The 12,314-nt window shown below is 67.4% G+C and carries 9 protein-coding genes; all 9 read right to left on the bottom strand.

The window, feature by feature from the left end; genetic code table 11:
* Positions 1–441: 441 nt before the first annotated feature.
* The 9 genes from cntE to H582_RS0122925 all read right to left on the bottom strand — a co-directional run bounded on the left by cntE (position 442) and on the right by H582_RS0122925 (position 12,093).
* Entirely contained in the window at positions 442–1,815 is a 1,374-nt protein-coding gene (cntE, locus tag H582_RS29225) for a staphylopine family metallophore export MFS transporter CntE (protein ID WP_240479067.1), read from the bottom strand.
* Positions 1,812–2,609 carry an ABC transporter ATP-binding protein gene (locus tag H582_RS0122960; protein ID WP_028600408.1) on the bottom strand — a complete coding sequence of 266 codons (798 nt, stop codon included), beginning with the start codon at positions 2,607–2,609 and terminating at the stop codon, positions 1,812–1,814. Before H582_RS0122960 ends, cntE begins: the two co-directional genes overlap by 4 nt.
* A complete protein-coding gene (locus tag H582_RS29220; RefSeq protein ID WP_052333576.1) occupies positions 2,593–3,426 on the bottom strand; it encodes an ABC transporter ATP-binding protein in 834 nt (277 codons plus the stop codon). Before H582_RS29220 ends, H582_RS0122960 begins: the two co-directional genes overlap by 17 nt.
* A complete protein-coding gene (gene nikC, locus H582_RS29215) occupies positions 3,338–4,288 on the bottom strand; it encodes a nickel transporter permease (RefSeq protein WP_084137557.1) in 951 nt (316 codons plus the stop codon). The genes H582_RS29220 and nikC overlap by 89 nt, the downstream gene beginning before the upstream one ends.
* Positions 4,285–5,235 carry a nickel ABC transporter permease gene (nikB, locus tag H582_RS0122945; RefSeq protein ID WP_028600407.1) on the bottom strand — a complete coding sequence of 317 codons (951 nt, stop codon included), beginning with the start codon at positions 5,233–5,235 and terminating at the stop codon, positions 4,285–4,287. Before nikB ends, nikC begins: the two co-directional genes overlap by 4 nt.
* A gap of 1 nt (position 5,236) precedes the next feature.
* Positions 5,237–6,811 carry a nickel ABC transporter substrate-binding protein gene (gene nikA, locus H582_RS0122940; RefSeq protein ID WP_028600406.1) on the bottom strand — a complete coding sequence of 525 codons (1,575 nt, stop codon included), beginning with the start codon at positions 6,809–6,811 and terminating at the stop codon, positions 5,237–5,239.
* 110 nt (positions 6,812–6,921) lie between these two features.
* Positions 6,922–8,625 carry a hypothetical protein gene (locus H582_RS0122935; protein WP_028600405.1) on the bottom strand — a complete coding sequence of 568 codons (1,704 nt, stop codon included), beginning with the start codon at positions 8,623–8,625 and terminating at the stop codon, positions 6,922–6,924.
* Positions 8,622–9,431 carry an ABC transporter ATP-binding protein gene (locus tag H582_RS29210; RefSeq protein ID WP_052333595.1) on the bottom strand — a complete coding sequence of 270 codons (810 nt, stop codon included), beginning with the start codon at positions 9,429–9,431 and terminating at the stop codon, positions 8,622–8,624. Before H582_RS29210 ends, H582_RS0122935 begins: the two co-directional genes overlap by 4 nt.
* Positions 9,432–9,708: 277 nt before the next feature.
* A complete protein-coding gene (locus tag H582_RS0122925; RefSeq protein ID WP_084137556.1) occupies positions 9,709–12,093 on the bottom strand; it encodes a peptidase G2 autoproteolytic cleavage domain-containing protein in 2,385 nt (794 codons plus the stop codon).
* Positions 12,094–12,314 lie beyond the last annotated feature (221 nt).

Here is a 12,314-nt window from a genome sequence, read left to right as displayed (position 1 = left end):
TCCCGGCCGGCGGGCCGGATCCAAGGCATATTTCTGCCTTGGTTGGCCCTGTTCCCGGCCGGCATGCCGAATCCAAGGCATATTTCTGCCTTGGTTGGCCCGGTTCTCGGCCGGCGTCTACTCCTCCCGGTAGATCGCCAAGGCGGTTCGCTAGAACATCCTATTCATGCAGCTGTCTCGGCAAAATCTTGTCGCTCATGCGGTCCACAGCCGCATTCACGACACAAACGAGACGGCTTTCGGGGATGTCCTCGGACAAATCCATGGGCAGGGCAAGCGGGTCCATGGTATGTTGGATGCACACAAAGATCTTCCATTCTGGCCGATGTCGGGGTGGTACCTGCATCTTATCAGAGGTGTTTAACCCATTTAAAAGAGGGTGTCCCTAAGCCAAGGCTTTCGGGACACCCTCTTTTTCGTTCAGGCCAAGCTCCCTCCCGCTCACCGGACAGGCGGATGCCCGTCGCCGGAAGCCGCTGCGTCCGCGGCAGCGCCTCTCTCGCCCGCGGACCCGTCTGCGCCTCTCTCCGGCGCAGACGCGGCAACGCCTCTCTCGGACGCGCCCGCAGACCCATCAACGCCTCTCTCGCCCGCGGACCCGGCAGCGCCTCTCTCGGGCGCGGACCCGGCGGCGCCTCTCTCGCGCGCAGCGCCATGCCGAAGCGCGGCGGCGCATCCGACAAGCGAGATCAGCGCGCATGCCGCATACATCGTCGAGTAGGAAGAAGCCTGCACGAGCCATCCCATCCCGAGGCCGCCGAGCGAGAAGCCGAGGTCGTAGGAGCTGAGGAACAGGCCCAGCAGCACGTACTTGGACGGACCGGGCAGCGCGAACGAGAGATAGGTGACGAGCGTCGGGTACAGGAGGGCCATGGCCAGCCCGCCGAACAGGGCGGAGACATAGACCCAGTCGCCGAGCGAGCCGGACAGCGCCAGCATCGCGAAGCCTGCGGCCGCGCACAGCATGAGCCCCGAGACGAGCGGCCCGCTCCAGCTTCCGTCGGACGGAATGCGCTTGCGCAGCACGAAGCGGCAAGCGACGACGACCGCCCCCTGCAGCATCAGATACAGTCCGGAGTGCCCGCTGCCGTCTTTCATCATCGACAGCGGCAGGAACGTCGCCGTCGCTCCGAATCCAAAGGACGCGCACAGCATGACCGCCATGCTGGCCTGCAGCGGCCGACTGCCGCGGACCTGCCGGAGCGAGCGCCCGAGGTCGAGCAGCGTATACGACCGGTCCGCCGCTCCGCGGCGCGCCAGCGGCGCTCCGAGTCCGAGCAGCAGCGGCAGCAGGGCGAGCGCCAGCAGGACGGCCGCGAGCAGCAGCCGGTCCCCGTTCTGCCACAGCTCCACGGCCACGATCGGCCCGATGAGCGAGGGCACCATCGTGGACAGCGTATACAGGGACAGTCCCTGCGCCCGGTCGCGCTCCTCGAGTCCTTCGACGATGCCGGTCTGCATCGTCATCGAGAAGAAAGCCGTCACCGCGCCCTGGACGATCCGCAGCCCTGTGAACTGCTCCGCGCCGGCGACCGCGTATAGGGCCAGCGATACGGCATGGGCCGCCAGCAGCCAGCGCATGACCGCAAGCGGGCCATGCCGGCCGATCAGCTGTCCGGCCAGCGGCCGCAGCAGCATGCACGTCAGCATGTAGCTCCCCATCATGAGCCCGATCTCCGCCTCGCCGAAGCCTTCCTGCGAGCTGAGCAGCGGCAGCATCACTGTCAGCACCGAGTTGGCGGAGAAGAACAGGAACGCGAGCCCGTACAGGCGCAGGAAGCCCGGCGATGAAGGATGAAGGCGGCCCGCGCTCACGTAAACGCCTCCTCGCCGTGGACCGCCGATACGAGCTGCCTCGTGTAGGGATGGCGGCCCGCGAGACGGATGTCCCGCACCGGGAACTCGTCGACGGCCAGTCCGTCCTTCATGACGAGCAGCCGGTCGCAGATCGAAGCGGCAGCGGCGATGTCATGGGAGATGAACAGGATCGACATCCCGAGCTCCCGCTGCAGCTGCTTCAGCAGCCGCAGCACCTTCTTCTGCAGCGTCACGTCCAGGCTGGACGTCGGCTCGTCGCAGACGAGCAGCGACGGACCGATAGCGATGCCGCGCGCGATCGCCGCCCGCTGCCGCTGCCCCCCGCTCAGCTCCTGCGGATAGCGGTCCGCATAGCCGGAATCGAGGCCGGCCTGCTCCAGCAGCAGCGCCGCCAGCTCTTTGCGCGAGTCCGCCCGGTCCGCGCCGAACGGCGGCTCCGCATCCGGAAAGCAGTCGAGCGGCTCGATGACCGAGCGCCAGATCGGCAGCCTTTCGTTGAAGGCGGAGGCCGGGTCCTGGAAGACAGCCTGGACATGCCGGCGCATCTGGCGCAGCTTTTCCCCCTTCAGTCCCGTGAGCGGAACGCCGTTCAGCACGATCTCGCCGCTGTCGGGCTTGTCCAAGGCGAGCAGCAGGCGCGCGACCGTGCTTTTGCCGCTGCCGCTCTCCCCGACGACGCCGAGGCATTCGCCCGGCGCGATCGACAAGGATACGCCTCGCAGCGCCTGCACGGAGCTGCGGCCCGAGCGGTACGTCTTGACCAGCGAAGCCGCTTCAACAATGGGCTTCATGGACATGGCCTCCTTCGTGGCGGTGCAGCGCGTCATCGAGCGACGGACAAGCCGCCAGCAGCTCCTGCGTATAGGGATGGCTCGCGGAAGTCCGGAGGACGTCGCACGGCCCCTCCTCCACGAGCCGCCCCTTCCTCATGACCGCAGCCCGGTCGGCCCAGTCGAGCACCAGGTTCAGATCATGGGAAATGAGCAGGATGCCGCATCCGGTCTGGCGCTGGATGTCAAGCATCAGCTGCATGACGCTGCGGCCCGACACGATGTCGAGCGCCGTCGTCGGCTCGTCCGCGATCAGCAGCTCCGGCCGCAGCAGCAGCACGCACGCGAGCGCGGCGCGCTGCAGCTGGCCCCCGCTCAGCTGGAACGAATAGCTGGCATAGGCGCGCTCGGCGGGCAGGCCGACCTGCTCCAGGCTATCCAGCGCCATTTGCTTCGCTTCCTTCCTCTTCATCGGGCGGGCGGTCCGCAGCGCCTCGGCCAGCTGGCTGCCGACCGTATGGTACGGCGAGAAGCTGCCGCGGTAATCCTGGAACACGCAGCCGATCCGGGCTCCCAGCCCTTTTCTCCTCTCCTTGCGGGACAGCCCGGCGAGATCCGTTCCTTGGAAGCGGACAGTGCCGGCCGTCACGCGCAGCGGAGCCGGGAGCAGGCCGAGGATCGCGCTCGCCGTCAGGCTCTTGCCGCTGCCGCTTTCGCCGACAAGGGCAAGCCGTTCTCCGGGAGCGATCTCAAGATCGATTCCCTTCACGAGGTTTTCCCGTCCGTCGCCGATGCATAGTCCGGCCAGCGAGACGATTGGAGCCGCTGCTTCCGTCATCGAAGGACCTCCTTTCCGAATATCGTTGGTCCAGCCTGGACCGCAGTCCCTCGCCCATCAGATTGAAGGCGATGACGACCAGCATGATTGCCAGCCCCGGATAGACCATCAGCTGCGGAGCCGTCTGGAAATACGCCCGGCCGTCGTTCAGCATCGCTCCCCACTCCGGGGAGGGCGGCTGCGCGCCGAGGCCGAGAAACGACAGCGAGGAGACGACCAGAATCGTCTTGCCGATGTCGAGCGCGGCGTAGACGAGCACCGGCGACAGCACGGACGGCAGCAGATGGCGCCGCAGCAGCGCCGCCGGCTTGCAGCCGGAGACGATTGCCGCCGCGACGTAGTCCTTTTCCCGCTCGGACAGCACGACGCCCCGGACGATCCGCGCGTAGCCGATCCAGTTGATGGCGACGATCGCCACGATCAGATGGACCTGGCTCGGCCCCAGGAAGCCGGAGATCGCGATGACGAGCAGGAAATCCGGCAGCGTGCTCAGTCCGTCCACGATGCGCATGAGGAAGGCGTCGACGCGCCCGCCGGCATAGCCGGCGAGCAGGCCGAGCGGCACGCCGATGAGGAGGACTGCGACGATGACCAGTCCCGCCAGTCCGAGCGTCGTCTGCGCGCCGACGAGCAGCCGCGACAGCAGGCAGCGCCCCAGGGCGTCCGTGCCGAGCGGATAGGTCCAGCTGGACGGCAGCAGCCGCAGGTCCATGCGGACGGTCAGCGGGTCGTGAGGGGCGAGAGCCGATCCGAAAAAGGCCAGGACGGCCAGCACCGCCCCGACCGCCAGTCCCGCGATCCCCCATGGACGGCTGGCCAGCCTGCGGAGCGCGGCCGCTCCGATGCTTATGACCGCTTTCATCGCCGTCCCCCCTTGCCGCTCAGCCGCACCCGCGGATCGATCCAGCCGTACAGCAGGTCGACCGCCAGATTCACGAGCACGATCAGCGCGCCCGACAGGAACAGGAAGCCCTGCACGAGCGGATAGTCGCGCTGAAAGATCGCCTCCACGGCCATCAGCCCGATGCCGGGCCAGGAGAACAGCGTCTCGACGACGACGGATCCCGCGAGCAGGCTGCCCAGCGTCATCCCGAATACGGTGAGCACCGGAGCAATCGCGCCGCGAAGCGCATACTTGCCATAAATGGTGCTCTCCCGGATGCCGCGCGCACGGGCGGCGCGGATGTACGGCTGGGAGAGGCTGGCGAGCATGCCGCTCCGCAGCAGGCTCGCATGGACGGCCGACAGGCCGAAGCCGAGCGTGACGGAGGGCAGGATCAGCTGCCGCCAGTCCTCTCCTCTTCCCATGAAGGGCAGCCATTGGAGCCGGTAGGCGAACAGATAGATGAGCAGCAGCCCGATCCAGAAGACCGGAATCGACGCGCCGAGCAGCGAGAACGCCCGTCCGGCATGATCCGGCAGCCTTCCTGGAAAGCGGGCGGCGAGCAGGCCGGCCGGCACGGCCAGGGCGAGCATGAACGCCATGCCTCCGAGAGCCAGCTCGACCGTCGCCGGCAGCTTTTCCACATACAGCTCCAGCACCGGCCGATGGCGCATGAGGGAGTCTCCGAAATCCAGCCGGGCCACGCGGGCCAGCCACTGCCCGTACTGGACGAGCATCGGCTTGTCCAGCCCGAGGGACTCGCGCAGCGCCTGCTCGTCCGCCATCGTCGTCTTGACCTCATCCGCCTTCAGCAGCGCGAATACCGGATCGCCGGGCGCCAGCTTCATCAGGCCGAAGATGAGGATGGACATGAAGAACAGGACGAGGAGCAGCTGCAGCAGCCTGGCCCGTACCAGAGCCAGCATTTCAGCTCACGTCCAGTTCGTTCGTCAGGATCGTATATTCGGACGGGTCGGTGCGCCAGCCGACGATGCGCTCGTTCAGGCCGACGATCAGGTTCGGATAGACGGCATAGGCGTGCGGCGTCCGGCTCATGGCGATGTCGACCGCCTCGCGGGTCAGGGCGATGCGCCGTTCGGCCTCGCTCGTCGCGTTCAGCGTCTTCATGACGTCCGTCAGCTCGTCGATCCGGATGTCCGCCGCATTCAGAGAGCCTCCCGGCATCAGCGCCGAATTCAGGAAAAAGCCGCCGTCTCCGCGCGGAGCGGACAGATTGCTGTAGGTGACCAGATCCCAGTCGCGATTTTGGCGGATTGTGTCGTCGATGTTCTCCACGGTCCGGATGTCGATCGCGATGCCGATCTTGGCCGCGTCCGACTGGAGCAGCTGCGCGATCAGCGGCAGCTCCGGGCGCGCCTTGTAGGTCAGCAGCTTGAGCGTAAGCTTCTTGCCGTCCTTGACGAGGCTGCCGCTCGCATCCGGCGCGTATCCGGCCTGCTCCAGCAGCTGCTTCGCCTTGTCGAGGTCCTGCTCCGCCGCCGCCGCGGTTCTCCCGAACGGCAGCCGGTCATTGAACGGGCCGTTCGCAGGAGCGGCATGTCCGAGCATGATGTCCTCGACGATGCTGCGGCGATCGAGCAGGACGTCGAACGCCTGCCGCACGCGCAGGTCGCCGGTCGCTTCCCCTTGCGGATTGAACAGCAGGAAGTGCACGCGCAGCCCGGGCTCCGACTCCACCTTGAGCTTAGGGTTCAGCCGGATCGCCTCGACCGATTCCGCCGGCAGCTGCGTCGCGATATCCGCCTCGCCGGACTGGAGAGCCAGCGCCCGCACGTTGCCGTCCTCGTTGAACCGGAAGGACACCTGCTCCAGCTTGGCGGCGCCGTCCCAATAGCCGTCATGCCGCTCCAGCTCGATGCCGGCGTCCTGCGCGAAGCTCGCGACGCGGAACGGGCCTGTGCCGACCGGAGCCGAGGCGATGGAAGCCTCCTCCTTCACCTGGATGATCGCCGTATGGGGATTCAGCAGCTCCGACGCGAGCGCAGGATGCGGCTCGAGCGTCTCTACCGCAAGCTTCTGGCCGTCCGCCGTCATCGAGCGGATCTTCAAGGCGAGCTTCATCGACTCGTTGCGGGCCATCGTCCTTTCCAGCGAAGCCTTGACCGCCTCCGCGGTCAGCGGGGAGCCGTCCTGGAACGTCACGTTGTCGCGAATGAGGAATTCCCAGCGCGACGCGTCGACGGCGGTCCAGCTGGCTGCGAGCCAAGGCTTGACGCCGAGATCCGCATCCAGCCGCGTGAGCGTTTCCGCGATTCCCGCTTTGACCGTGATGATGTTGTCGGCAGGGTCCAGCGTGCTGCTCTTGACGTGAAACAGCACGACGGCCCGTTTCGACGCCGCGGCTTCGGCCGCCGTCCGATCCTGATCGCCCGCTTCAGGCGCGGACGCGCCTCCGGAGCAGCCCGCCGACACGATCATGCATGCCGAGATCGCCGTTGCCAGCGCGTATTTCTTCCATTTCTTCCATGCTGTAAGCGCCATGATGAATTCACCTTGTCCGTTTCTGATAGTAATAATTACTGAATAAAACTATCATGAGGAATTCGATCGGTCAATCCTATCGGATGAAAAAAGAAAAAAAGACCTTCCGCTTATGCGCGGAAGGTCGGATTTCCATTGTCGGGAGCTTTCTTTTCCGCCGCTCCTTCCCGGAAGCCGTATTTCCAGCTGAAATGCTGTCCCGCCAGCAGCAGGACGGCGTAGATCCATAAGCCGACCGGACCCGCAAGATTGGCGATCAGCGCATGGAGCAGGCCGAGGCCGAGCAGCAGGAACATCAGCAGGAACGTGTACCCCGCCCCGCCGACGTTGTTGCCGGTCGGAAAGGGCTCGGCGAACGGCAGCCGCCGCGGAATGACGCGGTAGCCGATGACGGCGAAGATCGACAGCGCCGGAATCAGTCCGGCCAGATGCGGCAGGATCGCCGGGCCGAAGAAGGCCAGGAACAGCAGCGTCGGCACGGCGAGCGCAGGCAGCCCAAGCCTCAGCAGCACGGCGGCGGCCGCGGCCCGGTGCACCTGCCCTGCGCGCAGGCCCGGAGCGGCGTGGAAGATCCATGCCGCCAGCGGCCGGCTCGAAAAGCGGAGCATCAAGAGCAGCATCGGCACCGCCAAGCCGGTGCCGTACAGCGCCAGGCTCCAATTCGGACTCAGCTCGTCCGTGCGGAATTCGTTGCTGGACAGCGTCGGCAGCACGAACAGCACCGGGATGATGACGGCGTAGCCGAGGCTCGGGTACACCTTGAGCTTGAAGTCCCGCTCCCGCGACAGCGACGCCAGCGAGAAGTCCAGCAGCGCCCGCTCGCGCGGGTCCCGCAGCAGCAGGCGGCCGAGCCGCGATGCCATCGGCATGCGGCGCCGGCGCTGCCGCGGACGGTCCGGGGCGTCCTTGGACGCCAGCTTGTGCAGGCTGCGCTCGAACGACGGCAGCAGCCGGAGGTAGAGCAGCAGGCCGAGCAGCGGCGCGGCGACGGACAGGACGGCGCAGGCGATCAGCCAGCCGCCTCCCTGCCCGTCGATCAGCCCGTGCGGAGCGGCGAACCAGAGCGGCGGCACGAGCGTCCACCACCACTGCGCCTGCAGCGCCTGCTCGGCCAGGCTGAAGTCGAACAGCCGGACGGCGAGCTGGCTGCCGCCGAGCACGACGGCCGCGAGGAAGATCTGCACGTAGTTGATCATGTCTTTCAGCCGCTCGCCGTCCCACAGCCTCAGCACTCCGTAATAGACGGCTGCCGTCAGGCTCATCAGCAGCGCCGCCTGCAGCGCCGCGTGGACCGCATAGACGGCCGCGGATGCCGGGCCGTGCGCCAGCAGCGCCGCCAGCAGCGGCAGCGCCGTCAGCGCCGAGACCGTCCAGCCCAGATAGACGGCGGCGTGGAGCAGCCGCGCCATGCCCGCCGTCTTGGGCGAGACCGGCCGTACGCCGAGAATCGTCCGGTCCCGCGTGTCGAGCAGCGTGGTGGAGAAGTCGGACAGCAGCAGCGACGAGAGCAGCAGCATCTGGACCGCAGACAGCATTCCCATGCGCAGGATCGGCTGCTCGAGGAAAACCGCCATCGGGACGAGGAACAGGCTGATGCCGACGTAGATCCAGAGCGAGGAGAAGAACGAGCTGCGCAGCTCGTCTCCCTCCGTCTTCCTGGTCCCGCTGAACGCGTTCATCAGGCTGGTCGGCCGCCGCCGGCCCATCGTCAGCTTGGCCTGCAGGATGACGCGCAGCGCCGGGAAGTCATACCCCGCGCGGGTGAAAGCGCCGCGGAAGCGGTCGAGCAGGCGGATCGAGAGGAACTCCTTCATGGCCGCTTCGTCTCCTCGGACGCTTCTGCGGCGAGCTGCTCCGGCGTCATCGCGATCGTGCTGCAGAACTGCTCGGCGATCGCCTCCTGCTCGTCGAAGCCCGTCATCCGGTTGAAGATCCGCTCGAGACTGCCCTCCTCGCTGCGCGCCTGCAGCTCGGCGAAGCTGCCGTCCGCCGCCACCTGGCCGTCGTGGAGCAGGACGATGCGGCTGCTGATCTTCTCGACGACGTCCATGATGTGCGACGAGTAGAAGATCGCCTTGCCCCGCGCGGCCAGCCGCGTGAGGATTTCCTTGACGACGGCGACGCTGCCGGCGTCGAGGCCGCTGAGCGGCTCGTCCAGGAAGATGACGTCGGGATCGTGGAGGACGGCGGCGGACAGCATGACTTTTTGGCGCATGCCTTTGGAAAAGGAGTCGATCCGGCGGTCGACCATCTCCTCCAGCCCGAACAGCGCGAGCAGCCGCTCGCCCTTGCGCTCGGCCGCCTCGCGCGGCAAGCCGTACAGCTGGCCGCTGAACGCGAGATACTCGCGGGCGGTCAGCATGTCGTAGATCTCGGCCGTCTCCGGCACGTAGCCGATGCGGGACTTGTACTCGTAGCTGCCGTACGAGATGTCCTGGCCGAGCACCTCGATATAGCCGTCATAGCCTTGCTCGAGCCCGAGCAGCAGCTTCTGGGTCGTGCTTTTGCCCGCTCCGTTCGGCCCGATGTAGCCGATGATCTGGCCGGGGTACGCCTCCAGGTCGATGCCCTTCAGCACCTGCTTGCTGCCGTACCATTTGCGCAGGTTCCGCACGCGGATGACCGGCTGCGCGGAGCCGTCGGGAGGCTGAGAGCGGTTTTGCCGGCCGTCCTGGACGGAGGATGAGTTCGTAGGATGAGTGTCGAAGGAAGACAAGCGGTTACCACCTTTCGGATAAATGCATATCCCTCATTCTACCAGATTAGGCGATGTCCGGGGGATAGAAGTTGGAGCTGCATCGCGGGAAGCAGGGCTGCGCGCGAAAAAAACGCCTCCCGCGAAGCCGCTCGTCAGCATGACGAGCCGCATCGCGGGCGAGGCGCCGGAGGCGGAGCCGCTATTTCATCTGGATGCGGATCTGGTTCGGGCCGGTGCGGCTCAGCACGCGGTAGCCGTTCGCGGCGGTCGTGGCGACGCCTCCGCTGCCCGGCAGGCAGTAGCCGTTCGGCGCGCAGCTGCCGTCGTCGCGCACGAGCAGCTTGCCGATCAGGCCGACCGGCGCCCAGCCCGGCAGCAGGCGCCGGGGCACGAACGGAACGGTCGGATCGTAAGCCGGGTCGACGACCGGCTGCTCGACCGCATAGGCCGGCGCGATGACGGTGCCGTCCGGAGCGAGTTCGGCCGGAATCGTCACCGTCTCCAGCACGATCCGCCCCCACTCGTCGCGCAGGTAGGCATCCGGGCTGCGCAGCTCGGCGGCGTCGCCGACGAGCGTCGGCACGGCGCTCGTGACGCCGAGCACGTAGCCGTCGGCCGCCTCGGCCGGACGGATCTGCTCGCCCTCCAGCGTGACGAAATAGCCCGGCTCGAGCGGGGCTCCATCGACCGTCTCGTACAGCTCCGCATAGTCGGCCCCGCCGCTGAAATAAGAGCCGTCGATGTACATGTTGCCCGTCGAGCCCTGCAGGACGGCCGCGAGGCCGGGATTGGCCGCCGACGTGCCGTTGGCGACATGCCAGGAGTACGGATAGAGCGTCGTGCCGTAGCGGCCCATGATGTGGGAGCCGGCCTGGTCGGCCGTCGTCTGCAAGCCTTCGGCATGCGTATAGTTGCCGCTGGCGGTCGTATTGCCGCCCTCGGCATGGGCGCGGCTGCCGGAAGCGACCGTCGAAACGCCTTCGGCGTGGGAGCCGTAGCCCGAGGCTTCCGTCGTCAGTCCTTCGGCATGGGCGTAGCTGGCCGTGGCGGAGGAGCCGCTGCCTTCCGCGTGGGAGGCATAGCCGGATGCGGTCGTCTGATAGCCCTCCGCATGCGTGTTGAACGCGCTCGCCACCGTCAGCGAGCCTTCCGCATGCGCGTAGTTGTCCAGCGCCTGCGTCTGGTAGCCTTCCGCATGCGAGAAGTTGCCGGATGCGGTCGTGAGCGATCCTTCCGAGTGGGCGGATGTGCCGGAGGCGATCGTATCCGCGCCTTCCGCATGCGAATTGTCGCCGCTCGCCTCCCCGTTGAAGCCTTCCGCATGCGAGTTGATGCCGAGCGCCCGCCCCGTCGAGCCTTCGGCATGGGAATTGGTGCCTTGGGCAAGCGTCGCGTTGCCTTCCGCATGCGAGTTGCCGCCGGAGGCGACGGTCGTGTTGCCCTCCGCGTGGGCGGCGAAGGCGCTGGCCGTCGTCGTGGCGCCTTCCGCATGCGAGTCGTTGCCGGAAGCGATCGTCGCGTTGCCCTCCGCATGGGCGGCGTAGCCGGACGCCTGTGTCTCGTAGCCCTCCGCGTGGGAGTTGAAGGCGGTCGCCGCCGTCAGCGAGCCCTCCGCATGGGCGTACGTGCCGGACGCGGTCGTCTGATAGCCTTCGGCGTGGGAGAAATTGCCCGAGGCGACCGTATTCGAGCCTTCCGCATGCGCCGTCGTGCCGCTGGCGAGCGTGGCCGCGCCTTCCGCATGCGAGCTTTCGCCGCTCGCCTCTGTGCTGGCTCCTTCCGCATGCGCGTAAGGGCCGAACGCGTCCGTCGACCGTCCCTCGGCGTGCGAGGCAAGGCCGGATGCTTCCGTGCCAAGGCCTTCCGAATGGGCTTGGTCGCCGGCTGCCCTCGTGCCGGAGCCTTCGGCGTGCGAGGCGGCGCCGATCGACCGCGTGCCGGTGCCTTCGGCATGCGACGATTCGCCTTCCGCCGAGCTCGATTCCCCCTCGGCATGAGCGGCCGGGCCGCTCGCCGTCGTTCCGGAGCCCTCCGCGTGCGAAGACGGGCCGGACGCCGTCGTTCCCGAGCCCTCCGCGTGCGCCGCATCCAGAGAGGCCGCCGTCCGGTAGCCTTCCGCATGCGAGGCGGAGCCCGACGCCGTCGTTCCCGAGCCTTCCGCGTGCGAGCTGTCTGCGGCGGCCGTCGTCTGGTAGCCCTCCGCGTGCGCCGCCGTCCCGAGCGCTTCCGTACCGCTCCCCTCCGCATGGGACACGTCGCCCGCCGCCAGCGTGCGCGAGCCCTCCGCGTGCGAGGCTTCGCCGGATGCGGTCGCATAGCTGCCCTCCGCATGGGCGGCGTCCGACAGCGCTTCGGTCGTGAATCCTTCCGCATGCGAGGCGGAGCCGGCTGCGACCGTCGTCGAGCCTTCGGCGTGGGAGCTGTCTCCGGCCGCATTTGTCCGGTACCCCTCCGCATGCGCCGCGCTTCCAGAAGCGACCGTCTCGCTTCCCTCCGCGTGCGACGCCGGTCCGCTCGCCGTCGTGTCCGCTCCGCCAGCATCCGAGCACGGTCCTATTGCCTGGCGGTTGCATTGCCCGTCCATATTCGTCTCCATCCTTCCTCAGCGTGTAGCCGCAAGTGAATTGTTGCATCTTATGCGAGTCAGCGTCCGAGGGGACGAAAAATGACGTAAAAAGGAAGCGATGCCGCAGCACGCTCCCTCGCTTGCGCCCGAATGAATGCAGTCCTCGCTCCGCTCCGCGCCTCCAGGCGGCTGCAACCCGATTTTTTCGGGCTGCAGCTTCTGCTTCGCGCCTCCAGGCG

Source organism: Paenibacillus pasadenensis DSM 19293 (assembly GCF_000422485.1).
GTDB classification, from domain to species: Bacteria; Bacillota; Bacilli; order Paenibacillales; family Paenibacillaceae; genus Paenibacillus_O; species Paenibacillus_O pasadenensis.
Note: the sequence above shows the minus strand (reverse complement) of the source record. Positions and strands in the feature narration are given on the sequence as shown.